Here is a 24,730-nt window from a genome sequence, read left to right on the forward strand (position 1 = left end):
GGTCCTCCTTTGAAAAAAATTTTAGTTACCGGCGCCGACGGTTTTATAGGTTCACATCTTACAGAGGCTTTGGTTAGATCGGGATTCGAAGTCAAAGCTTTCGTTTATTATAATTCTTTTAACACTTGGGGTTGGTTGGATTATTGTTCCAGCGACGTCAGGGGTAAATTCGAAATTTTTACGGGTGACGTTCGCGACCCAAACGGAGTCAGAACCGCGATGAAGGGAATTGACGCCGTTCTGCACTTGGCAGCTCTTATTGGTATTCCTTATTCCTATCATTCTCCGGATACGTATGTCGACACGAATATTAAAGGAACGTTGAATGTTCTGCAAGCGGCAAGGGATCTAAATTTAAGCAAAGTCATTCATACTTCTACGAGCGAAGTTTATGGTACGGCCCAGTTTGTTCCCATTACGGAAGAACATCCTCTGAAGGGACAGTCTCCGTATTCTGCAAGTAAAATCGGCGCCGATCAACTGGCTTATTCGTTTTATTCCTCTTTTTCAACACCGGTCATCATCGTTCGACCATTCAATACATACGGTCCCAGGCAGTCGGCAAGGGCCATCATTCCGACGGTCATTACTCAGTTGCTCAGTGGAAAAACAAAGATTCAATTGGGTTCTACGAGTCCAACCCGTGATTTTAACTTTGTAACGGACACCGTGAACGGTTTTATTAGCGCCTTAAAATCCAAACAAGGTTTTGGAGAGGTGATCAATATCGGAAATGGATTTGAAATTTCTGTTGGAGATACAGTGAAGCTGATCGCAAGTATTTTAGACAAGGAAGTTGAGATCGTATCCGATGTTAATCGAATACGACCCGAAAAAAGTGAAGTGGAGAGGCTCTGGTCTTCCAATCAGAAAGCGAAAGATTTGTTTGGTTGGCAACCGGCCTACAGTGGGTTAGAAGGATTTAAACGCGGTCTTACTGAAACCATTGAGTGGTTTCGATATCCTGAAAATTTAAAGAGTTATAAGGCAGAGGTCTACAATGTCTAAACGCGCGGTTATTCTAGCGGGTGGCAAAGGGACACGATTACGTCCTTATACTACTGTACTTCCTAAACCATTGATGCCTATTGGAGAATACCCTATCTTAGAAGTTATTGTTAAACAACTGGTAAAATCAGGATTTTCTCATATTACTATGGCCGTAAATCATCAAGCTCAATTGATCCGAGCTTTTTTCCAAGATGGAAGTAGGTGGAATACGAAGATTGATTATTCTTTAGAAGATAAACCGTTGGGCACGATGGGACCGTTGAAGTTGATTTCTGATCTGCCAAATGATTTTTTAGTAATGAACGGAGATGTACTTACGGATATAGATTTTGCTAATTTTTATCAAGTGCATGTTCAATCGAAATCTATCTTTACTATCTCATCCAAAAAAAGACAACAGATGATTGATTATGGAGTCTTAGAAACAGATAACGACGGACTTCTAACTGGTTTTCGAGAAAAACCTGCGCAAAATTATGAAGTAAGCATGGGTGTGTATATGGTAAACCAGGCTGCTCTAAATTTTATTCCTGAAGATAGCATTTTTGGATTTGATAACCTAATGCTAAAGTTAATTAAATTAGACAAACCTGTTTCAGTTCGACCGCATGAGGGCTATTGGTTAGACATTGGACGTCCGGACGATTATGAGAAAGCGATCGAAGAATTTGAAACAATGAAAAATACCTTATTTCATGATTGATGTGTTGGTATCAGGAGCATCCGGCTTTATTGGGCAACCTTTAGTCGAAAAATTTCGAAACCAGGGTTTATCCGTTTGTGCGCTTGATCGAAAGATGGGGGACGTGTGCGATCCTTTGACTTGGTCAAAATTGCCTGAAACAAAATCCGTTGTTCATTTGGCGGGCCAAACATATGTACCCGATAGTTGGAAAGATATTCGTTCGTTTATCAACTCCAACGTAATGGGCACTCAGAATGCACTGGATTACGCCCTTAAATACGATGCACAATTCGTATTTATCAGCGCCTATTTGTATGGGAAACCCGAAAAAATTCCGATTTCTGAAACTCATAGAATCGCGCCGAACAATCCGTATGCTTTGTCTAAACATCTGGCGGAGCAGGTCTGCGAGTTTTATTCTAAATTTAAAAATATGAATATTAAGGTTTTAAGATTATTTAATGTTTACGGTCCGAGACAAAGGGAGGATTTTTTAATCCCGACAATTCTTAAACAGATTAAAACCAAGAAGGAAGTTCGTGTTTTGGATCTAGCACCTAAAAGGGATTTTATTTATTTGGAGGACGTCTTGAACTCGATTTCCTCCGCTTTATTTCCTATTACCGGTTTTCACAAGTTCAATATCGGTTCTGGAGTTTCTTATTCGGTGCAGGAAGTCATTTCCATCGCTCAGGAGATAGCTCATACGAATTTACCGGTTTTATCGGAATTCAAAGAAAGAAAGGAGGAAATTTCCAATGTCGTAGCCGACATTTCCAAAGCAAAAGAAGTGTTAGGATGGGAACCGATTTGGTCATTTCGAAACGGGTTGGCCGAAATATTGAAAGTTCTCTGATTTTTAAACAAAACGACGAATTAGGAAATTTAAATTGTATCATGTTGTCTCAGAAAAAAATACTGGTTTTAGGTGTATCGGGAATGTTGGGAAACGCAGTGTTTCGCGTTCTATCCGAGAACGCCGAATTTGAAGTTCAGGGAACAGTTAGAAGTATTGAATATTTGAGATTCTTTACGAAAGCGGAATCGGAAAAGATCACATCGAATATGGATGTTTTAAACGAGGACGAGTTACTTCGTTTATTTTCAAACATAAAACCGGATATCGTTGTTAATTGTGTGGGAATCATCAAACAGCAAAAATTGGCGAAGGATCCAATTACCGTTTTGCCCATCAATTCTCTTTTACCGCACAGACTTTCCAATCTATGCAAATTGGTCGGGGCCAGATTGATTTTGATCAGCACGGATTGTGTTTTTAACGGTCAAAAGGGGAATTATACAGAAACTGATACGCCCGATGCGGAGGATTTATACGGCAGATCTAAAGAAATCGGAGAAATCCGGGAAGAACCTCATGTGTTTACGGTACGCACTTCCATTATCGGCCATGAACTCAATTCGAACTATTCCTTGGTCGATTGGTTTTTATCACAAAACGGTGAAGTGAAAGGATATAAAAATGCCTTTTTTTCGGGGCTTCCTTCCTGTGAAATCGCCGAAATCATCAAGACAGTAATCATTCCCAATCCGAAACTCTATGGACTCTATCATATTTCTTCTGATCCTATTTCTAAATTCGATTTGCTGAGTTTAGTTGGAGAAGTGTATGGAAAAAATAATAAAATTTTAGAGAGCGAAGAAGTAATTGTAGATCGCTCTTTGGATTCAACCAAATTCAGAAAAGAAACTTCTTATAAACCTTTGCCATGGAAGAATTTAATTCTTTTGATGAAAAAGTACAAAGAACAATATTTGGATAATATCCATGTTTAATAATAAAATACTGATGATCACCGGCGGGACCGGCTCTTTCGGGAATACGGTTTTAAAACGTTTTTTGGGAACCAATGTAAAAGAAATACGTATCTTTAGCAGGGATGAAAAAAAACAAGAGGATATGCGAATATCCTTATCGAATGAAAAAGTAAAGTTCTATATCGGAGACGTAAGAGACTACGACAGTATCTTTCAGTCGACTATCGGAGTCGATTATATCTTTCACGCGGCCGCATTAAAACAGGTCCCGTCCTGTGAATTTTACCCTATGGAGGCGATTAAAACAAACGTAATTGGAACCGAAAACGTTCTCAATGCGGCCATTGCGAATCAAGTACAAAAGGTTGTACTATTAAGCACGGATAAAGCGGTTTACCCGATTAACGCAATGGGGATTTCCAAAGCGATGGCTGAAAAATTATTAGTGGCAAAATCGCGAACTATCCCGGAAGGGAGAACGATTCTGTGTGCGACTCGGTATGGAAATGTTATGGCTTCTAGAGGTTCTGTGATTCCTCTTTTTATAGAGCAAATTAAAAAAAATATATCGTTAACCGTAACTGATCCGCATATGACGCGCTTTTTAATGTCTTTAGAGGATTCGGTGGATTTGGTATTATACGCATTCAATCACGGACAACAAGGGGATATATTTATACAAAAGTCTCCCGCCTCCACGGTTCAGGATTTGGCGGAAGCGCTTATTGGAATATTCAAAAAAGAGAATAGCATTTCAATTATAGGAACCAGACACGGAGAAAAACTTTACGAGTCCTTGGTTTCCAGAGAAGAAATGGCCAAAGCCGAGGACATGGGACGTTACTATCGAATTCCGGCGGATAACCGAGACTTAAATTACAATAAGTATTTTGTGGAAGGCGAACAAAAAGTTTCGCAACTCGACGATTATACTTCTCACAATACGAAACGATTGAATGTTCCGGAAATTAAAGAACTTTTACTTAAATTGGATTACATTCAAGAGAAATTGAATGTTTAAGGTAATGACTATCGTAGGCACTAGACCGGAACTCATTAAAATGAGTCGGGTCATTGCTGAATTGGATCGAAATTTCAAACATATATTGGTTCATTCTGGCCAAAACTACGACTACGAACTCAATCAAGTGTTTTTTGAAGATTTAGAAATCCGTAAGCCCGATCATTTCTTAAATGCAGCCGGGGAATCCGCGGCTGCAACGATTGCTCAAGTGCTTTTGAAGGCGGATGAAGTTTTTGAAAAAGAAAAACCGGACGCTTTGCTTTTATACGGAGATACGAATACTTGTCTTGCGGTAATTTCCGCCAAACGAAGAAAGATTCCCATATTTCATATGGAGGCGGGAAATCGCTGTTTCGATCAAAGGGTTCCGGAAGAGTTGAATCGTAAAGTTGTGGATCATCTGAGTGATATCAACCTTGTCTTAACGGAGCATGCAAGAAGATATCTTTTGGCGGAAGGAATCAAACCTGAAACAATTATCAAAACCGGATCTCATATGGACGAGGTTCTTAAATATTACAAGGCAAAGATCGAAAAATCAGATATTTTAGAAAAAATTAAATTAGAAAAATATAAATTCTTTATAGTTAGTTTTCATAGGGAAGAAAATGTGGATACGATAGAAAATCTAAAAAGGCTATTGGAATCTTTGAATGTAATTTGTGAGGAATACGGCCTGCCAGTAATCGTTTCCACACATCCCAGAACTCGCAAAAGATTGGAGGATTTCAAAGAAGTTGAAATGAATCCTTTGATAACCTTCTTAAAACCGTTTGGATTTTTCGATTATGTTCAATTACAGATGTCTGCGTTTTGTATTCTCTCCGATAGCGGAACGATAACGGAAGAAGCGTCTTTACTTGACCTTCCCGCAGTTACCATTCGGAATACTCATGAACGTCTGGAAGGGATGGACGTCGGCACTCTCATAATGAGCGGGCTCTCAAAAGAGAGAATTCTTGAATCCGTTCGAATTGTAGTGGGTCAATATAGGGCCGGTATTAGGCATTATCGAGTAGTTGACGATTATTCTGCCGGACAGGTTTCTAAAAAGATCGTCTCCATCGTTCAAAGTTATACGGATTATATCAATCGAACCGTATGGCATAAAAGTTAAGTATTTTCTATGAGAATTTGCATCGTCGTAGATGATTATCTTCCGGGTAGTATCAAGGTTGCTGCGAAGATGATGCATGAACTGGCGCTGGAGTTTGTTTCGAGAAATCATGAAGTTACCGTTGTCACTCCGGGGGCTGATCTACCTGTTCCGTTTCGTCTGGACGAATTGGATCAAGTCAAAGTTCTTCGTTTTCGTTCTGGTCCGATTAAGAATATTTCGAAACTCAAAAGATTGATAAACGAAGCTTTACTTTCGCAGAGATCTTGGAAATCATTAAAGAATTATCTTACCTCGAACCCGCACGATTATATAATCTATTATTCTCCTTCGATTTTTTGGTTCGGTCTGGTTCGAAAATTGAAACGGATTTGGAGAGCCCCTGCCTATTTAATTCTTAGGGATTTATTTCCGCAGTGGGTAATTGATAGCGGCTTGATCCATAAATATTCTCCCTTAACGTTCTTTTTGAGATATTGCGAAATGAAAAGCTATAGAGTTGCAGATGCGATCGCAGTTCAATCGCCTAAAAACATGGAATGGTTTTCTAAAAAGTTTCCGGAATTTAAAAATATTCAACTTCTTTACAATTGGGCTACTGACTCAACCTTGGTATTGAATCAAGGAAATTTTTATCGCAAAAGATTGAATTTAGAAGATAAGATCGTTTTTTTTTACGGTGGAAATATCGGCCAGGCGCAGGATATGAGAAATATTTTGCACCTTGCGAAACGAATGCAGCGTAACCAAGAGGCGCATTTTTTGTTAGTAGGGGCCGGGGATGAATTTGATTTGGTGAAGAAAACGTTGTATTCAGAAAGTATTTCGAATGTAACTTTGCTCGATTCTGTTTCTCAAGAAGAATATAAGAAAATGCTATCGGAATTCGACGTGGGTCTGTTTACTCTCAGTGCAAAACATCAAACCCACAACTTTCCGGGCAAAATACTCGAATATATGCGTCAAAGAAAGCCGATTTTAGGGTCCGTGAATTCTGGGAATGATTTACAAGAGGTTATTCATTCTGCAGGAGCGGGTTTTGTTTCCATATCAGGACAGGATGAACTGTTCTATGAAAATGCATTCAAATTTTTGAATCCGAAAGTTCGTGAAGAATGCGGCGAAAATTCCGCAGTTTTATTAAAACAAAAATTTTCCGTAGATTTGGCTGCTGATGCGATTTTAAAGTCCTATCAAAGCTTCTAAAATCAAAAATCTATTCTATATGTACATTAGGCGTCATTCTAGGATTCATGAACAAGTATTACTTAGTAATACTTTCCAACTTTTGACTGGGGCCGTTTTGATTATAGTGATCACGGTGATTCCAAGATGGGGATTGGAATTTTGGAAACATATCGATACGAATAGTTCTAATACTCTCATCGGAGTATTGATTTCTTTTTCCATTATGGCGACTTCTCTTCGGAAGTTGTTTAAATATCCAGGGGCGCAATCTTCCGCATATATCCTCCCTTCCGCCGCGATAATTTATGGCTTCATGATGTTGATCTATTTACTGGTGCGTTTGGATTATAGTATTCAAGGAATGATTCTAGGAGCTGCAGTAACTCTTGTTTGGTGTTATATCGGATATTTTTTAGGTCATCGATATAGAAAACAGAGATTTGCCTTGATCCCATTCGGAGAAGCGCTTGATTTTCCTAGTCTTCACGGAACGGAGTTCGTTTTTTTACAAAAGCCGGACCTCGAAAAACAACGATTTGACGGGGTGGTTGCCGATTTACTGTCCGAAGATTTAACTTCGGATTGGGAAAAGTTTTTGGCCAAGTGTACTCTTTCTAGAATTCCAGTTTATCATACGAAGCAGATTATAGAATCATTAACCGGAAGAGTGAAAATCAATCATCTTTCGGAAAATGAGTTAGGAACTCTTTTACCGTTCATTTTTTATGAAAGAATAAAACGTTTCATTGATTTTCTTACGGCGGTCGTTTTAATTCCTTTTTTAACTCCCATACTTTTGATTACTTCCGTTTTGATTCGTATGGAAAGTCGAGGTCCGGTATTTTTCCTTCAAAAACGTATGGGGTTTCGCGGCCAACCGTTTACGGTCATAAAATTCAGGACTATGTCTCAGGATATAAAGGGAAAAGGATTTACGGAAGGGGAAAACGATCCACGTATCACTAAGTTGGGCAAGTATCTGAGGAAATATAGAATCGACGAACTTCCTCAGATTTTTAACGTTTTATTAGGAAATATGAGTTTTATCGGACCTAGGCCCGAATCCATGGAACTTTCGGAATGGTATGAAAAAGACGTTCCTTTTTTTGCTTATCGACATGTTGTTAGACCTGGTATATCCGGTTGGGCGCAGGTAGAACAGGGTTACGCCGCTGAAGTGGATGGAATGAACGTGAAGTTAGAGTACGACTTTTATTATATAAAGAATTTTTCATTTTGGCTCGACATGTTGATTGCTTTTAAAACCGTTAAAACGATTCTGACAGGTTTTGGAGCTAGATAGAAGTTAGAAATAAAATATTGAATTAGGTACGATGGAATTGATGTCGCTTATTATATTTGTGCTTGGCGTTTTAAATTTGGCATTTTCTTATCTGTTCTTGAAAAAGACAAGCTGGATTCTTCTTTTAATCCAAGCCTATTGGTTTTTTTGGATGTTTTTGTCTTCGTTCTCTTTAACTGGGCTTTTTATCCCTTCCGATTACACATATTCTCTTTATATTATGCTTTTATCTTCGGTGACAGCGGGAGCTGGTGTTGCAAAATTTTGGGATATAAAGACACAAAATAAAGCTCGCCTTATGCCTCGTTCTTTTTTCGGTCTGCTCATTAAAGATAAGGAGAAATATTATTTTTACTTTATTCTGATTTTCATATTTCCGATCGTTTTGTTTTTTTTATCAAAATCAATTTATATTAACCTGAAACCAGATGCAATGTATCCGTCCGCGTTTAGAACTTATGCATACGGAGTTTACGGCGAGTCGATTTTGTTCGGGAAGAATAAATACTTATATTATTATTCTTTAGTAGTAACTCCAATTATTTTTGCATCTTTGTTCTTAGGTGCGGCGTTTTATTTGCGATTAAAAAAAATGCGAATTTTGATTTTAGGTGCGATTCTTACGATAATGGAAACATTGATGTTTTTGGGTCGTTTTGGGTTTTATTACGTTCTGATTGTTCTAATTCTGGTTTTAATGATTAAAGTTTTTAGAAATAGTAAAAGCTTTTTGAGTTCTATCAGTTTAATTCATATTCTCATTGCTACATGTATCTTGTTTGGAGTTTTTTTTATTAGTGCTATAAGAAATTCGAATTGGCAATTTGATTTCCACGAATTTTTAAATATCTACATTATCGATTACCACACAGAGTCTTTTTCTATATTTGATAGTGAGTTGAAGGACGGAAAATCACTACTACATGAGAGGACGTATGGAAGAGCTTCGTTAGGTACTTTAGAAAGTAGCTTTTCGGTTGCCTTAGCATTTTTTCGTATACCACTACATATACAAGTACAGGGCGATTTGATTGGAGAGTATTTAAATAAAAACAGGATTATAGGGTATTCGAAGGACGGAAGACCTAAAGAATATAATGCCTTCGGTTCTGTACTTTTTACTCTTTATAAGGATGGGGGAATTCCTTTTATTATTGGGATGGGAATTCTCTTTGGGTTTTGCGTGACCAAATTTTCAAAGTCATTTATTTCGCTTAATCCATATTATGTTTCTCTTTTGGCTTCTTTATTTTTTGTCGGAATTTTTGGTATTTTTAAACCTGTAATGGCAGAGCAGATTACTCAAACTATATTCATATTATGGTTCATTTGGCTTATTTGAATTAAAGCGTTCAACAAGAACTAAGAGTACGTCTCAAAACTACCTATTAAAAAAGTTAAAAGCGTACGAGATAAAAAGATGTCAGATAATTTTCTGATTTTTTTCCCAATGAATCAGAATGGCTCTGAATCGATTGTTCCAACTGTTCGTTCTTTCAACGATCCAACTTGTAGTGTTCTATAAAAAGTTTTCAGGAAAATGCAGGTAAAATGAGAACGAACGTTACAGTGACACATACACATTCAAGAGGAAAGTGGCCGAGGAAATGATAGAATGGCAAATACAACCAGAACCAGGCGATGAAAAACTAAGAATCAAAGGTTCAGTGACAATTCGAAGCTTGTTAAAAAAGTATAGTAAAAATCAATCTGATGAGTAAAATAGTGAGAGTGGAAACGGAGAATGAATTGAACCGGCTGAAAGAGGCAGGGAAAAGGATACGAGAACTTGAAAAAGTGTTATCACATGTGACGATATAGAATATTCTTTACAAGGGTTTAGTTAAGGTTGCGGAGAGAGATTTAAAGAACTATGGTCATCTTGTATCAAAGAAGCGGGGAGAAATTTAGAGAAATTGAATATTAGGATAAATATACCGGATGCTTGTCGATATTTTGGAAAGTCTTGTCAGGAGTTTTACTAAAAGTTCATACCTAAAATGAATAAGGCATTAATTTCAACAGAAGAGCTACTTTTTAATGAAGTAAGAGAATTCGACATCTTTTGTCTCAACGGGAGGCAGAAAGCTTTATGAGATGTTGAAACCTGTCCGAGAGTGTCGGCTTGATTGTGTAAATGACTTGTGAATAACCAAAAAGTAACAAGGATAAACCCAATATGAGCAACCCCAAAAATCGAGCTGAAGAGCTACTCGATGAATTAATCAAAGATAAGAGTCCTGAAGATCTACTGGGAAATGCAGGCCTCTTAAAGCAACTAACGAAGTCGTTGATAGAGCGAGCGATGCAAGGTGAGATGACGCATCACCTTGGATATGAGAAGAATTCCTCGTTGGGCAATAACACAGGAAATTCTCGGAATGGAAAAAGTAACAAAAAGCTCAAAGGAGATTTTGGAACAATCGATTTGGAAATACCTCGAGACAGAAACGGCAGTTTCGAACCTCAGATCATACAAAAAGGTCAGACACGTTTTACCGGCTTCGATGACAAAATCATTTCGATGTATTCACGCGGAATGACAACTCGCGAAATTTCCGAACATCTCCAAGAAATTTATCAAGTTGAGGTTTCATCGGATCTAATTTCTCAAGTAACCGATTCGGTACTGGAAACGGTGATCGAGTGGCAGAATCGTTCTTTGGATAAAGTATATCCGATTCTCATCATGGACGCGTTAGTCGTAAAGGTGAGAGATGGTAACCACGTAGTGAACAAATCCTTCTATTTGGCTTTAGGAATCAATTTACAGGGAACAAAAGAGATTCTTGGGATCTGGGTAGAACGCACTGAAGGAGCGAAGTTCTGGCTTCAGATCTTAACCGATTTAAAGAATCGCGGAGTTGAAGATATCTTAATTCTTGTGTCGACGGGTTAAAGGGATTTCCGGATACGATCATATCAGTTTTTCCTAATGCACAAGTTCAACTTTGTATCGTTCATATGGTAAGGAATTCTTTGAAATGGGTTTCTTACAAACAGAAGAAGGAGTTGATGATTGATTTAAAGGCTATCTACAAATCTCCATCGGCAGAGATAGCTAAGAAAAGCCTTGATGATTTTTCCGCCAAGTGGGACAGTCAATATCCGATGATCAGCAAGTCCTGGAGAAACAATTGGGAATCGGTGATTCCTTTTTTGGCCTATCCACCTAATATTCGGAAGGCGATTTACACCACAAACGCTATCGAATCTGTGAATATGGGGCTAAGAAAAATTATCAAGAATCGGGGTTCGTTTCCTACCGATGAAGCGGCTATCAAGCTTCTTTATTTAGCTTTGAATAATATGAGGTTATCTCAAAAACCGTCATCCGTGTAGTCAGACTTAAAATTTCTTGTACTTAAACTATAAATAATATAATTGATCGTTATGAGCCGATTAGGTGACTTAACGAACGAACAATGGGATTTGCTTTGCGATTTACTTGTAGAACCCGAAGCAAGAGATGACGGTAAAGGTCGTCCGCGTGTAAATTCAAGATCAATTTTGGACGGTATATTATGGATTCTTCGCACTGGTGCTCCGTGGATAGACCTACCTGATAGATATCCCGCATATCAAACATGCCATCGAAGATTTCAAGAATGGCGCAAAAATGGAACCCTGGATAAAATTTTAGAAGCGCTTCTTCATGACTTAGAAATAAGAGGCAAGATGGATTTAAGTACGTGTTTCATTGACGGGACTTTTGTTCCTGGAAAAAAAGGGGCCTACGTATTGGCAAAACTAAACGGGGAAAGGGTACAAAAGTCATGGTTATCGTCGACAAAAATGGTATTCCTATCTCCGCCGGGATTGAAAGTGCTTCGCCGCATGAAAGTAAGCTCGCGGAAGGTGCAATCATCCGCAAAAAAGTCAAAGGCAAAATCAAAGATTTAGTCGGAGATCGTGCTTACGATTCTGATCCTTTAGATGAATATCTTAAAAAGAAATATAAAGTAAATTTGATCGCTCCACACAAATCAAATCGAAAAAAGAAAAAGACACAGGATGGACGTAAGCTGCGGAAATATCGTGGAAGATGGAAAATTGAACGAACTTTTTCTTGGCTACAGAACTTCAGAAGATTTGCAACTCGATACGAACGAAACGATCAAAACTTTTATGGAATTCTGATACTCGCATGTATCATGATCGTTATTAGGAGTTTTTGAGATAACCTCATGTCTAAAAAATGGACCATGCCTATTCAAGATTGGGGAAAAGCAATGAATCAATTTTTGATTATTTTCGGCGATCGGTTGAAGTTCGATTCGTTTTAAGATATGTCATTTACACAGGAACGCTGACACCCTCGAGTTATCCGCTGCTGGGTTTAATTTCTCTAAGCTCATTCGAGCTTTTTTTGTTATTTGGGAAATTTTATCTCTTCATCGTTTTTATTTTCAATTTGAATCTTGTTTCTTTTCGTCAAAAATCTCAATTTTTCAGGGACGACTAGGTAGAATAGTATCCTGATTTTAGAACTTTACAACTCTTGCAGAAACAAAGTGTACCTCCTTTCGGATTTGTTTATTTTTTGGGAGTAAAGGCTCTATAGGGTATCCCATTCGGTATCTCTGAATAATATTTGTCCATTTCCCCAAGTATTGTCTTAGCATTCTATAGTACAAGTAGGTTTTGAGACGTGCTCTAAAATACTGAGAAGTAATGTTACAAAAGCTTTACGCACTATATCCGAATTTAAAAGACATACTACACAATAGTGGTTGGTTGTTTTTTGATAAAATTTTCAGAATGGGTATGGGAATGTTTTTGGGAGTTTGGATCGCCCGTTACCTAGGTCCGAATAGTTATGGAAAGTTAAATTATGTAGTCGCATATATCGCGTTGATCGGTAGTTTTACAAATTTAGGACTCGATGGAGTTGTTGTAAGAGAGCTCATTAAGGAAAAAGCCCATAAAGAAGAGATCATTTCAACCTCGTTTTTACTGCAATTTATTGCTGGAATAATTGCATTTGCAGGAGCAATTCTACTTATTCCCCTTCTTAGACCTGATGAGTCGGATCTATTCTGGATGGTATTTCTTGTCGGACTAACGTTAATTTTTCGGGCCGTTGGTGTCGTAAAGTATTGGTACGAAGCGCAAGTGTTATCCAAATATTTTGTGTGGCTTGATAACGGATTATTTTTCGTATTTTCCGGAATAAGGATTTTGTTGATTTTGAATGGTTTGGGAATATTTTCGTTCATTTGGGTTGGTCTAATCGAATCATCTATTAGTTTATTCGGTTATTCTTTATTATATAAATATCATAATGGATCTTTATCCGTGTTTCACACAAATTGGAGAAGGGCGCGAACGTTATTGAGAGATAGTTGGATGTTGTTGCTTTCCGGATTGGCCGTAATTGTATATATGCGGATCGATCAGATTATGATCGGCCAGATGATGGGAGACGAAGCAGTAGGAGTATATACCGCGGCTGTTAAAATTAGCGAAGTTTGGTATTTTATCCCTATGGCGGTCGCTTCGTCGATCTTTCCCGCTATTTTAAAAGCGAAAGAGTTTAGTCAAGAATTATATCTAGAGCGTTTGGGTCTTTTACATTCGTTTATGTTTTTACTAGCCCTGATGATAGCGATCCCGATGACATTTTTATCGGATCCGATTATACGTCTATTTTTCGGAGAAAAATTTTCGGAAGCAGGAACCATATTGGCGATTCATATTTGGGCTGGAATTTTTGTTTTTTTAGGAGTCGCAAGTAGTCGATATTATTTAACGGAAAATTTACCAAAGGGTGAATTGTATAAAAGTATATCTGGTTGTTTGACGAATATAATTCTAAATTACTTTTTAATTCCACTCTACGGAATTAAAGGAGCCGCCATTGCTACGGTAATTTCTCAATTTGTAGCTAGCACTTTATTCAATCTTCTATTCAAACGTACTCGCGAAATATTTTTTATCCAATTAAAATCGGTTTTCTTTTGGAAAATGTTTAGTCGTCTCAATCATCTTAGAAGTCGGCTCCTTAAGGATGGTTGAGTGATGGAATTAGCACCGATCGCACTGTTTGTTTATAATAGACCGGAACATACGAGAAGAACTATTGATTCTTTATCAAGGAATGATGATGCAGACCAGTCGGAACTATTTGTATTTTGCGACGGGCCTAAATCCGATTTGAATACGGATAAGATCAAAGAGGTCAGATCGGTTGTCAAAAATGCGATAGGTTTCAAAAAAGTCACTATTTATGAAAAGAAAATAAATGCAGGATTATCCAAATCCATTATATCGGGAGTGACGGAGCTTGTAGGAAAGTATGGAAAAGTTATTGTTTTAGAAGATGATATGATCACCTCGAAGTATTTTTTGACTTATCTGAATCATGGATTGGAATATTATAAAAATGTAGATCGTGTGATTTCCATACATGCTTATCGTTTACCATTCGGAGTAAAAACACCGGAGACGTATTTTTTAAGAGGCGCTGATTGTTGGGGATGGGCGACTTGGAAGAGCGGATGGGATTTATTCGAGCAAGATGGAAAAAAACTTTTAGATAAGTTAATTTCGGAAAATCTAATGTATGGATTTGATATGCAGGGTTCGTACCCTTATACTCAAATGTTAAAGGATCAAATTGCGGGTAAAAACGATTCCTGGGCTATACGATGGTATGCTTCCGCTTTTTTACAAAATAAACTAACGTTGTATCCGGCCAGATCTTTAGTGTTTAATATTGGATTGGACGCTTCCGGAACACATTGCGATACAACGCATGAATACGACGTTGAATTGAGTTTATCGCCGATCCGAATCGAAAAAATTAAAATTGAAGAAGACGTTAAAGTAAGGAATTTGTATCGAGATTATTTTCGTAAACTTAGTCGATCGAGTGTTAAAGACAGGATTTTCGATCGAGTGGTGCGTTTTATAAAACGATTTTGAATAAGGCTGGACGTTAAAATCTTGATTTGCTCAAGGTTTAAATCGCTTATTTCGTCGCCCTGAAAAAGGTTCCAAATAGAGTATAACGTAAATAAATCCGTTATACTAAATATCGAAAAAGATAAACTGGAAAAAAAATTGAGAAAGGATTCGGAAAGTATTGCGTAGGGAAAACAGGATGACCTGTATAACGAATACGCTTATTGATAGGCCTTTATCCCTTGAGTATGTATGTGTATAACATGTTTGATGAAGCAGTCTTAGAAGGTTATTTAGAGAATTCTTATTGGCAATATTTTGCAGAAATAAATATTTCAAACATGATTTTCCTTGTGATCTAACGAGTTAAGAGCCTGCCTCAAAACCTTAAAAGAATATCTCTAAACGATCCGGTAAGTTTCTAAAAAACGTGAGAGTTCCCACAGACTACATCGCATTGGCTGTTTTTTCTGTCGTTTAAAATTGTAGTAGTTCCTACATTTTGAGACGGGCTCTAAGTAAAGTGGAGAAGCGAATCCAAGGGTATAGAAATTTTTAGAAGAGATAGTCTTGTTAGGATAAGGAGAAGACCAGATGAAAGATCAAAAGTTTAAAAGAGTGAGAAACGGTTCAGGGGAAAGCGATCTCTTTTCCAACAAATGCGAGATTGTATTATAACATTCGATGAGTTTTAGTGAAAGAAGCGTTAAAAGAAAATATCAACTAAAATAAAGTTATAAATAAAAAAGCGAATTATCGTTAATTTACCAAGATAGTTACTTTCATGCAAAATAAATAAAACGTGCCATAAAAGGTTCGAGGTATATCCGAGACGAAAGTTCTTGAGTTGATCCGTTCCAATCAAATTTTTTCAATAAAAGTTTGTTTCAAAATCTCAGAATGTAGGTTCTTACGGAGTTTAACAATAATAAAGCCTATTCGAAAGCCAATCAATAGTCAAAAGGAAGAAATCTATGGGACTCCTTCGTCTCGTGAAAGATTCACGATGATATTTCTATCAAAGTTTGGAGGCAAGTTCTAAAATTAGAACTTAGAGGTTGTCCCAAAACCTCCTTGTACTTGTAGTCTCAGGAAATAGATATGACATATGAAATCAGATTTAGGTCATTTAGATATCCCTGAAGAGATTTGGAAACGCCTTCATCCCTTGCTACCAAAGCGTAAAACAAACTCCAAGAAAGGAGGTCGTCCTCGGCTTGATGATAGAGTGGCGATGGCCGCAATATTTTACAGGGTAAGAACAGGAATTCAATGGAGATATATACCTCCGATGTTCGGTTCAAAATCAACGTTACATAGAAGATTTCAGGAATGGGTAGCCAGCGGAGTTTTTGATAAAATTGAAAAAGAAGCATTAAAACTTTATGAGCGCACTGTTAAAATTAGAACTAAAAGAATGGCATCTGATGGTAGCTTCGCAAGAGCTCCCAAAGGGGGGCTTTCACGGGTCCAAACCCGACGGATCGCGGCAAAAGAGGCCTTAAAAGGCATATTCTCGTCGATCGGCGTGGAGCACCTGTAGCTTTTGTAATCGCTTCGGCAGGAACTCACGATTCTAAATTACTTTTTCCTACTTTAGAAAAGTTCAAAGTATTTAGAAACAAAAAATTGCTTAAACCAGAAATCCTTTCTTTAGATAAGGCTTACTCTAACAAAACGATTAAGAACAATTTAAAAAAGAAGAATATTCAATATCGAATTCCAAATAAAAAGAATGCGAGAAATCCTGAATGGATTGCTCCGCTAAATCCTTTTAGATGGACAGTCGAACGTACTTTTGCTTGGTTTAATGCATTTAGAGCCATAAAAACTTGTTGGGAATTCAAATTTGAAAATTATAAGGCATTATTCCAAATCGCATTTGCTATCATTTTAATTAGAATGTCCTGGAAATAGGTTTTGGGACAAGCTCTAAATAAAATGAGCCTTGTGTTGATCCTTTTATGATTGGTTCCGCGGTAATGGAGCGTTGTAAATTTGAGGCAAAGTCGTCGTTTAGGTTATGAACATATTTTGTCATACAGCACTTAGAGAGAATTTGCCTGATCTTTTAGAAATTCTTTCAATTGAACTTAACAATTATTAGGGTTTAAAGTTAGGATATAGAAACTTTAATTTTTTAACAAAGTTAATTATTATTAAAGATAAGGAAATGGGTTTGCGAAATTATATAAAGAAAATAGCATATAATTTTTTACCTCCTATCATTTGGGATTTGCTAAGATTCGGAAAGAGAAAATTTTCCAAACGGATTAAAATCAAAATACGCAGTGGGATTGTTCGCAGCGGTTTTAACGGACTGTATAAAACTTGGGATGAGGCGGCGGCATTGTGTGGATCTTACGATTCAGAGAAAATTATCGAAAAGTGCACGCGATCGTTGTTAAAAGTAAAACAAGGCGAGGCGATTTACGAAAGAGATTCCGTATTATTTGACAAGGTTCAATATTCTTGGCCGTTGCTTGCTGGCTTACTTTATTCGGCGACTAAGTCCAATTTAAGGCTGGATGTTTTAGACTTCGGAGGATCTTTAGGAAGTAGTTATTATCAGAATAGAAACTTTTTACAAGGAATACAAAAACTATCTTGGAATATAGTAGAACAATCTAATTTTGTTCAAGTTGGCAAAAAACACTTTGAAGACGACATCCTAAGTTTTTATGATTCCATCGAGTCTTGTATTAGCGATAGAGATAGAAAAATTAATGTATTTTTAGCATCGAGTTCCTTTCCATATCTAAAAGATCCTTTTGAGTTAATCAAAAAAATAATAAATTACAATTTTCCTTATATTATAATAGATAGGACCTATTTTATAGACTTGCCGAATTCTATCGTATCAGTTCAACATGTTCCTCCTGAAATTTACGATGCTTCTTATCCCGCTTGGTTCTTTAATTTGGAAGAATTCGTTTCCTTGTTTCAAGTTAAATACGACTTAGTAGCAGATTTTAATAGTTATTTGCAAGCAACGGATATATTGAAAGGAATACCGACCCGGGAAATGGGAATGATTTTTGAGTTCAGAAAATCTTTATAGGGTGCTATCTCAAGATCTTAAAACGTATGCTCCTATATTGTTTATTACAAACTTGCTCAAAGATGGTGGTTAATTTCTTTTAGGATTTTGAAATAGGCTCAAAATTCGAAGAGATCGATCAATAAGATTTGTACTCAAATAAAATATATCTCAAAAATTTTCTATTTGCCGTAGTAACTCAGCATACAAAAGTTAAAAATCTTTTTGAGATAATCTTTATAGGCAGATTTTGCCAAATTTACACTTATCTAATATGATTTAAAAAAATCCGACAATGAAGTATCTTTGTACACTTTTCGATTCTAATTATCTACCTCTGGGATTATCTCTGTACGAATCTGTTCGGTGCCATTTTGGAGACTTTCATCTTTGGGTGCTTGCAATGGACGACAAAACTTATACTTTTTTTAAGGAGAATTCATTCGATCATGTTACAATACTTTCATTAAGCGATATTGAGTCCGAGGACGTTCTCGTTGCGAAAGGGAATCGGACTTGGCAGGAATATTGCTGGACTCTTTCTCCGGTTTTGCCGGCTTATATTTTAAAAGAAAATCCAAATATAGATCACGTTACTTATTTGGATTCCGACATATATTTTTTTTCCGACGTGAGTCCTATTTACGATGAAATCGGAAAACATTCCATAATGATCATACCACATCGCTTTCCGGATCGTCTTAAGCATCTCGAAGCCAACGGAATTTACAATGTCCAAATGGTATATTTTAAACGGGACGAGATAGGAATAAAATGTCTCAGCCGTTGGAGAGAGCAGTGTTTGGAGTGGTGTTATAACCGAGTGGAAGACGGTCGTTTGGGAGATCAAAAATATTTGGACGTATGGCCGCAAACTTACAAAAACATATGTGTATTAAAAAATGAACAAACTGGTGTTGCACTTTGGAACGCGGAAAAATACAAAATTCGATTGAAAGACGAAAAGATTTTGATCAATGAAAACCCTCTCATATTTTATCATTTTCATATGTTTAAATTCTACAAGGGGAACATCTATGGAACTGGAATTTCCGATTATAGATTGAATTACAAGGTGTTAAAGGTTATTTATGATGTTTATGTGGAACAATTGATCGATGTGGTTTCCCGTTTTAATCTGAAATTAAGAAGTTTGAATATTTGGGAAATGTGCATCATGATGGAGAAAAAGAATTTTTATTCTTACTCCATTTTGAATGGAGTTTTTTGGAATGTTCTGCTCTATAGTTTGGTAATTTTAAAAAAGATCCTGAGAAGCGGTCAAAGTTTTCTTTTAAGTAAGAAATGATTCGAAACCTATTTTAAATTTTAAAAATCAATTGTAATCAATAAACTGTAGAGCTACTTCAAAAAATACTTAGAGCTTGTCCTACTGATCTCTATAAAATTAAGTACCGTACTTTAATTCTAAAGCCCTGTTTCAGTGTAAAATATTAGGCACTTGTATGCAGTTCTTAGTAAAATTTAGGACTTCTACAGAAATTGAATAAAAATAAAATCTGTTTGGAAGCTCGCAAATTCCGCAAAGGAACGTATCTGCAGAATTTCAACGTGTTATTACGAATTTATCGAATGATTAATTAATTTTTAAGGTTTTAGGATAATTCTTAATCTTTGCTTAGCGCTCATTTCGATTATTCTAAGATATTTTTGAGATAATTTCTAAGGTAATATTGAAGTTACTATGATATAAATGTTCTAAAAGTGGTTTCGTATAATGTTGTAGTTATATAGTAGTATGTATATCTTTTAGGATTTTGAAGTTTGTGTTATAGATGCCTTAGAATTCAATGTTCGTATTGCATTGAATTAGGCCTTATTTTGGTAGAGAGTATCGTATGTGATTCATCGATTCAGTTGGTGTGGAATTTAAAAAGGGATCATTGCGATAGTGTGTTTGGATAATTTTTATGGATCAAATTATAGTTAAAAATTCAAGTTATATAAACCTAAAAAAAGTCAGAGACGATAGAGATGGAAATTTAATCATATTAGAAAGCATGAAAGATGTGCCTTTCGAAATAAAACGAGTTTATTATATTAACAATTTAGAAAATTCTGTGAGCGTTAGAGGACAACACGCTCATAAAGAAATTGAACAGGTGATCTTTTGCATTAACGGAAGTTTTACATTAAAATTGGATGACGGGAAGGCAAAACAGGAAATCTTAATGAATAAAGATAACGTTGGGGTGCTTTTGGGGAAGATGCTTTGGCATACTATGGAGAATTTTTCTTCTGGTTGTATTCTTCTTGTTGCCGCTTCCGATTATTATAAAGAAGACGACTATATAAGAAATTATTCGGATTTTATCCGATTGACCGAGAGAAATTCTATATGATTGAATATGAAAATTTGCGTTTAACGAATGCGCGGTTCTTTAAAGAGTATGAAGCGCGGTTTTCTGAAACCATCGAAAGCGGGTGGTATATATTAGGAAAAGAGGTTTCTAATTTTGAGAATCAATTTGCTCAATACAATGGAAACCGGTATTGTATTGGAGTAGGGAATGGTCTGGATGCGCTGATACTAGCACTGAAGGCATTGAATTTAGAAAAAAACTCTGAAATTATAGTTCCTTCGAATACTTATATAGCTTCTATTTTAGCAATTTTGCATGCAGGTTTGAAACCTATATTGGTTGAACCGGACATTGGAACCTATAATATTGATCCCCAAAAAATAGAAGAGAAAATTAATTCCAGAACGAAAGGAATTCTAATTGTACATCTGTATGGTAAGCCTTGCGAGATGGACTCTATTTTGAAGATTAAGAGAAAAAATAATCTATTTTTAGTAGAGGATTGTGCACAATCTCACGGTGCTTTGTATAAAGGAAAGAAAACGGGAACGTTTGGAGAAATTAACGGATTTAGTTTTTATCCCACTAAAAATTTGGGGGCTATTGGAGATGCGGGCGCTGTCGTAACGGATAACGATCTATATTACGAGGAAATTAGAAAACTGAGAAATTATGGTTCTTCGATCAAATACAAGAATGATTTACTCGGATATAATTCCCGTTTGGATGAGTTGCAGGCTACAATCTTAAATATCAAGTTGAAATATTTGGATGCAATGAACGAACATAAAAGAAGTTTAGCTAAGATTTATCTGGAAAATCTAAAAGACAATTTTATAAAACCGGTAGTTGACGAGGAAACTTACGACGTATATCATATCTTTAATGTTCGTCATACAAGGCGCGACGAGTTGCAAAACTATCTACTAAAAAACGGAGTGAAAACGGAAATTCATTATCCGATACCTCCTCATAAACAAGTTGCAATGAAGGACGTATTTCCATACGTAGAAGGCGAGTTCGCAATTTCAGAGGAAATTCATGGCACGACACTTAGTCTTCCTATTTCAACTTTTCATACCGAAGATGATATTTGTAAAGTTGTGGAGATTATGAACGGATTTTGAATAAAGAATTGAATAAAATCAAGAGTATCTACTACAAAATAAAGATTGATTCCTTTTTTAGAAACGAAAGAGGAAAATGATTTAGAGTATTGTGCTCAATCCAGAGGATCCTCATATAAAAGGGAAAAATAACTAATAGTAAAGTTGCTGAAAAATTAATTTTTCATCTGTTTCCGTTTCATGGAAATGATCGATTGAAGCAGTTTTGTTAAGCTGAACTTTTCAACAACTTTATCGTATGAAATGGTTTCAAAAAGATATTTCGATCAATGACCGAAAAAAAACCTAAGATTTCGATTGTTACTATCAACTATAATGACCGTGTCGGTTTAGAAAAAACTATTTTATCCGTGCGTAATCAGATAAGTTTTGAACAGATTGAATATATTATAATAGATGCGGCTTCCAAAGATGGGAGTTTGAGTGTAATTCAAAAATATAGCGATCTATTTTCATTTTGGCTTAGCGAACCGGATCTAGGTATCTACTATGGTCAAAATAAAGGGATTTTAAATTCGAAAGGAGAATATATCCTTTTTTTAAATTCGGGCGATACTCTTGCGAGTGAAAATACACTTAGTGAGATACTTTCATTCGAACTGAGTTCCGATTTGATTTATGGAGATATGCTTATTGAGTCTAAGGAGGGGAATCTACGTTTGGGTAGGCAGCCTCCTGTGATGACGTTAAGTCATCTTCTGCTCGATACAATTTGGCATCCAGCGTGCTTAATAAAAAGAAAGTTGTTTGAACAGTACGGGTTGTATGATCTTAATTTTAGAATTGCTGCGGATTATGAATTTTGGCTGAAGATTTTTTCAGCAGGTGTTTCGACAAAATATATTCCTGTAATATTCTCTCGGTTCAATTTGCAAGGATTGAGTTCTGCACCGCAAAATCAGAATTTTCTTCTTCAAGAGAGAAAGAGGGCTCAATCGCTTTATTTTAATCGCGTAACTTTATTTTTATATAGAGATCTTTTGAAGGTAATTCGATTTTTATTTTCGTTAGGAAAATTTATTTTAAGAAAAACGCTTATTTTATTAAGAACTTGTCTTAAGGTCTGAAGAGGAAACCACGATTAATTATAATTTCTAAGTTTCTGACAGCAAACATAGTAGTTTTCGCTGATTTACGTTTGGATTTTAAATCGTTTTTTCATTGTTAAATAACATATAATTCTAAGTTTTTGGTGCAAACTCTGAGTATATTCCCATGGTATTTTCATAATTCAATTTGTAAGAGTTAGTTTCCGCGCCCTAGAATCAAAATTTTTTCTTCAGATTGTTTTCTAAAAGACTCTTTTATTGTGTTGAGGAATCTGTAACGTCTACTTGAAATGAAGAGCTTTCTAACAAATGCATTTTTCATTATACGGTAGTTGCTCAATGATGATCTATGCGGAAATTTAATTTCTACAACCTTCGTGTTTGGATTTTATAAAGACGGCATGAAAATTTTTTATTTATTTTAGTGGATGTTTTAGATTTATTTGAATTTTATTTTTTGACGGTATATTTTTAGCAAGTTCAAAGTAAGAGATATATAAATTGAATTATCTTTAGTGCTCCTTAAAAAGAAATATTAAAATAATATAATTTTACCTAAATGAATCCTCTAGTTTCTATCGTAATTCCATGTTATAATTATGGTCGATATATTCACGAAACCGTTGAGAGTATATTGAGACAGACGTATAAGAATTGGGAAGTAATAATCGTAGATGATGGGTCTATCGATCCATTCACAATTTCAATTATAGAAGAATACAAAAATAAATCCGGTTTTACGGTTCTCTCTATTCCGCGTTCTGGACCTTCGACGGCACGTAATATTGGGATTGATACGGCTCAAGGAGAGTTTATACTTCCTTTAGATTCGGATGATATGATTCACGAGGATTATCTTTTGGAAGCGATATCCGCTTACGAAAAGAATCCGTCTTTAGGGATCGTATATTGCGAAGCGGAGTTTTTCGGATCTATAAAAGGGAAATGGAATCTTCCTGAATATCGTTTTCCGAATATACTTTTGGACAATTGTATATTTGTATCCGCCGTATTTAAAAAGTCGGATTGGAAGGAAGTCGGTGGATTTAATGAAAATATGAAAAACGAATGGGAGGATTATGATTTTTGGCTTTCGTTGATTGAAAAAGGGGGAAAGGTTTATAGAATTCCCAAGGTTTTATTTTACTATAGGATTGGACATTCGTCCCGTTCGCAAAGATCTCTCAACCACTTTCTTCCATTATATATGCAACTATATGAAAATCATAAAGAATTATATTTGAAGAATATTCAATTTTTATTTCAGAGGCATTTGGAGGCTAAGCGGTTGGAAGACGAATTTTTAATTTTGACTAAAAATCCATTCGTTTACTCGTTTATAAAGGTGTTGATAACTTTTCTAAAGCATCTTTCCCTATTAAAAAGAAAGTTCTTAAACGTCTGATTCAAAATTAAATGTAAGGCTTTAAATTTCGATTAACTGTAAACAGCGAAAAGACCTTGGAAAAATCTAAAAAGAGCAATTTTGAAATCGAATTTCCGTAGCTTTTGGGAACCACCATCGATGAAAAATTCATTCTATAGAGGTTTCCTAAAAAAAAGTAGTTCTTACATTTTTAATTGTAGCAAAGCTCAAATAACGTAAATTCGGCGTTTTTTCATATGTTCATTTTTCTATAAAAACAAAATGCTATACTTCACTACGAGAGTATTCCAACAATGAGATTCATAAATCGTCAAAAGAATTTAATCTGTAAAAGCTCTGGCGGAACTGTTTCTGGGGCAAACTTCTCATTGTTTGAAGAGCAGTGGTTACCATAAACTATGTTTCTTTACGCGTTTTATTACTCAGTCGGATAAAAATAATACCCTGAAGGTGAAAATAATAATAGTTTAATAGATATAAGTGTAAAAACAAGTTCTAGCTATTACATGTTTTCTTCCGAGATACTTTCCTGACTTAAATCCACATGAGTTTGTCTGGAATCATTTAAAGACAAATCTATTACCAAAAAATCTTAGGTTCCAATCAAACTATCTTATATGTTGTTTGAGCGTGTTTTGAAACTATTAAAGGGAATGTTAAACTCGTTGGATCATTCTTTTTATTTTAACTCGGTATTCTATTTATGCGACTGAGTAGTAATAGTAAAAAGTTTTTCACAATGCAGTTCCGGCAGGGTTCTTATACCAATTGACGATAGTCGGGATAATATAGT

General features: G+C 36.0%; 19 protein-coding genes and 4 pseudogenes. 22 read left to right on the plus strand and 1 reads right to left on the minus strand.

Features of this window, described 5'->3' with window-relative positions; translation table 11 throughout:
* Positions 1 to 9 precede the first annotated feature (9 nt).
* The 9 genes from LEP1GSC190_RS07220 to LEP1GSC190_RS07260 are packed head-to-tail and all read left to right on the plus strand — an operon-like array spanning position 10 to position 9,446.
* Positions 10 to 1,008, plus strand: coding sequence for an NAD-dependent 4,6-dehydratase LegB (locus tag LEP1GSC190_RS07220; protein ID WP_004280233.1), 999 nt, complete (start codon positions 10 to 12; stop codon positions 1,006 to 1,008).
* The gene (locus tag LEP1GSC190_RS07225) at positions 1,001 to 1,714 is read left to right on the plus strand and encodes a sugar phosphate nucleotidyltransferase (protein ID WP_004280193.1); all 714 of its coding nucleotides are present in this window, start codon (positions 1,001 to 1,003) and stop codon (positions 1,712 to 1,714) included. The genes LEP1GSC190_RS07220 and LEP1GSC190_RS07225 overlap by 8 nt, the downstream gene beginning before the upstream one ends.
* Positions 1,707 to 2,552 carry an NAD-dependent epimerase/dehydratase family protein gene (locus LEP1GSC190_RS07230; protein WP_004280555.1) on the plus strand — a complete coding sequence of 282 codons (846 nt, stop codon included), beginning with the start codon at positions 1,707 to 1,709 and terminating at the stop codon, positions 2,550 to 2,552. Before LEP1GSC190_RS07225 ends, LEP1GSC190_RS07230 begins: the two co-directional genes overlap by 8 nt.
* 41 nt (positions 2,553 to 2,593) lie before the next feature.
* Positions 2,594 to 3,490, plus strand: coding sequence for a dTDP-4-dehydrorhamnose reductase family protein (locus tag LEP1GSC190_RS07235; RefSeq protein ID WP_004280426.1), 897 nt, complete (start codon positions 2,594 to 2,596; stop codon positions 3,488 to 3,490).
* Positions 3,483 to 4,493 carry a polysaccharide biosynthesis protein gene (locus LEP1GSC190_RS07240; RefSeq protein ID WP_004280227.1) on the plus strand — a complete coding sequence of 337 codons (1,011 nt, stop codon included), beginning with the start codon at positions 3,483 to 3,485 and terminating at the stop codon, positions 4,491 to 4,493. The genes LEP1GSC190_RS07235 and LEP1GSC190_RS07240 overlap by 8 nt, the downstream gene beginning before the upstream one ends.
* Positions 4,486 to 5,613 carry a non-hydrolyzing UDP-N-acetylglucosamine 2-epimerase gene (gene wecB, locus LEP1GSC190_RS07245; RefSeq protein ID WP_036047963.1) on the plus strand — a complete coding sequence of 376 codons (1,128 nt, stop codon included), beginning with the start codon at positions 4,486 to 4,488 and terminating at the stop codon, positions 5,611 to 5,613. The genes LEP1GSC190_RS07240 and wecB overlap by 8 nt, the downstream gene beginning before the upstream one ends.
* A 9-nt stretch (positions 5,614 to 5,622) precedes the next feature.
* Positions 5,623 to 6,819 (plus strand): glycosyltransferase family 4 protein, encoded by a 1,197-nt coding sequence (locus LEP1GSC190_RS07250; protein WP_004279944.1) that lies wholly within the window; start codon positions 5,623 to 5,625, stop codon positions 6,817 to 6,819.
* 19 nt (positions 6,820 to 6,838) lie between these two features.
* Entirely contained in the window at positions 6,839 to 8,104 is a 1,266-nt protein-coding gene (locus LEP1GSC190_RS07255; RefSeq protein WP_004280746.1) for an exopolysaccharide biosynthesis polyprenyl glycosylphosphotransferase, read from the plus strand.
* A gap of 40 nt (positions 8,105 to 8,144) precedes the next feature.
* Positions 8,145 to 9,446, plus strand: a complete 1,302-nt coding sequence (locus LEP1GSC190_RS07260; RefSeq protein ID WP_004280841.1) for an O-antigen polymerase — start codon at positions 8,145 to 8,147, stop codon at positions 9,444 to 9,446.
* A 39-nt stretch (positions 9,447 to 9,485) separates the two neighbouring features.
* Here LEP1GSC190_RS07260 and LEP1GSC190_RS21015 read toward each other — a convergent pair.
* Positions 9,486 to 9,611: pseudogene (locus LEP1GSC190_RS21015) on the minus strand (IS5 family transposase); the annotation flags it as partial.
* Positions 9,612 to 9,711: 100 nt separating this feature from the next.
* On the opposite strand from LEP1GSC190_RS21015, the pseudogene LEP1GSC190_RS20740 reads away from it, so the two are divergent.
* The 13 genes and pseudogenes from LEP1GSC190_RS20740 (at position 9,712) to LEP1GSC190_RS07320 (ending at position 23,955) form a co-directional block, all read left to right on the plus strand.
* Positions 9,712 to 10,031 (plus strand): annotated as a pseudogene (locus tag LEP1GSC190_RS20740) (transposase).
* Between the two features lie 252 nt (positions 10,032 to 10,283).
* A pseudogene (locus LEP1GSC190_RS07265) lies at positions 10,284 to 11,446 on the plus strand (IS256 family transposase).
* A 51-nt stretch (positions 11,447 to 11,497) separates the two neighbouring features.
* Positions 11,498 to 12,282 (plus strand): IS5 family transposase gene (locus tag LEP1GSC190_RS21020; RefSeq protein ID WP_420844245.1). Its coding sequence is split into 2 segments (ribosomal slippage): positions 11,498 to 11,846 and positions 11,846 to 12,282, totalling 786 coding nucleotides; the frame shifts between segments, so codons are not numbered across the junction.
* Positions 12,283 to 12,778: 496 nt separating this feature from the next.
* Positions 12,779 to 14,122: a flippase gene (locus LEP1GSC190_RS07280; RefSeq protein WP_004280559.1), complete on the plus strand. Its 1,344-nt coding sequence runs from the start codon at positions 12,779 to 12,781 to the stop codon at positions 14,120 to 14,122.
* Between the two features lie 3 nt (positions 14,123 to 14,125).
* Positions 14,126 to 15,031 (plus strand): glycosyltransferase family A protein, encoded by a 906-nt coding sequence (locus LEP1GSC190_RS07285; RefSeq protein ID WP_004280660.1) that lies wholly within the window; start codon positions 14,126 to 14,128, stop codon positions 15,029 to 15,031.
* Between the two features lie 109 nt (positions 15,032 to 15,140).
* Positions 15,141 to 15,377 (plus strand): annotated as a pseudogene (locus LEP1GSC190_RS20195) (transposase); the annotation flags it as partial.
* Positions 15,378 to 16,118: 741 nt separating this feature from the next.
* A protein-coding gene (locus LEP1GSC190_RS07290) for an IS5 family transposase (protein WP_100224632.1) occupies positions 16,119 to 16,927 on the plus strand; the annotation gives its coding sequence in 2 pieces (ribosomal slippage) (positions 16,119 to 16,458 and positions 16,458 to 16,927; 810 coding nt in all).
* A gap of 262 nt (positions 16,928 to 17,189) precedes the next feature.
* Positions 17,190 to 18,071, plus strand: a complete 882-nt coding sequence (locus LEP1GSC190_RS07295; protein WP_004280238.1) for a TIGR04325 family methyltransferase — start codon at positions 17,190 to 17,192, stop codon at positions 18,069 to 18,071.
* Between the two features lie 274 nt (positions 18,072 to 18,345).
* Positions 18,346 to 19,359, plus strand: a complete 1,014-nt coding sequence (locus LEP1GSC190_RS07300) for a glycosyltransferase family protein (RefSeq protein ID WP_004280269.1) — start codon at positions 18,346 to 18,348, stop codon at positions 19,357 to 19,359.
* 622 nt (positions 19,360 to 19,981) lie between these two features.
* The gene (locus LEP1GSC190_RS07305; RefSeq protein ID WP_004280663.1) at positions 19,982 to 20,413 is read left to right on the plus strand and encodes a sugar 3,4-ketoisomerase; all 432 of its coding nucleotides are present in this window, start codon (positions 19,982 to 19,984) and stop codon (positions 20,411 to 20,413) included.
* Positions 20,410 to 21,501, plus strand: coding sequence for a DegT/DnrJ/EryC1/StrS family aminotransferase (locus LEP1GSC190_RS07310; RefSeq protein WP_004280824.1), 1,092 nt, complete (start codon positions 20,410 to 20,412; stop codon positions 21,499 to 21,501). The genes LEP1GSC190_RS07305 and LEP1GSC190_RS07310 overlap by 4 nt, the downstream gene beginning before the upstream one ends.
* Before the next feature lie 269 nt (positions 21,502 to 21,770).
* On the plus strand, positions 21,771 to 22,568 hold the full coding sequence (locus LEP1GSC190_RS07315) for a glycosyltransferase family 2 protein (RefSeq protein ID WP_004280393.1): 798 nt from the start codon (positions 21,771 to 21,773) through the stop codon (positions 22,566 to 22,568).
* 541 nt (positions 22,569 to 23,109) lie between these two features.
* Positions 23,110 to 23,955, plus strand: a complete 846-nt coding sequence (locus LEP1GSC190_RS07320; RefSeq protein ID WP_002762891.1) for a glycosyltransferase family 2 protein — start codon at positions 23,110 to 23,112, stop codon at positions 23,953 to 23,955.
* The last annotated feature ends 775 nt before the right edge of the window (positions 23,956 to 24,730 follow it).

This window comes from Leptospira mayottensis 200901116, from assembly GCF_000306675.2.
Taxonomy (GTDB): domain Bacteria; phylum Spirochaetota; class Leptospiria; order Leptospirales; family Leptospiraceae; genus Leptospira; species Leptospira mayottensis.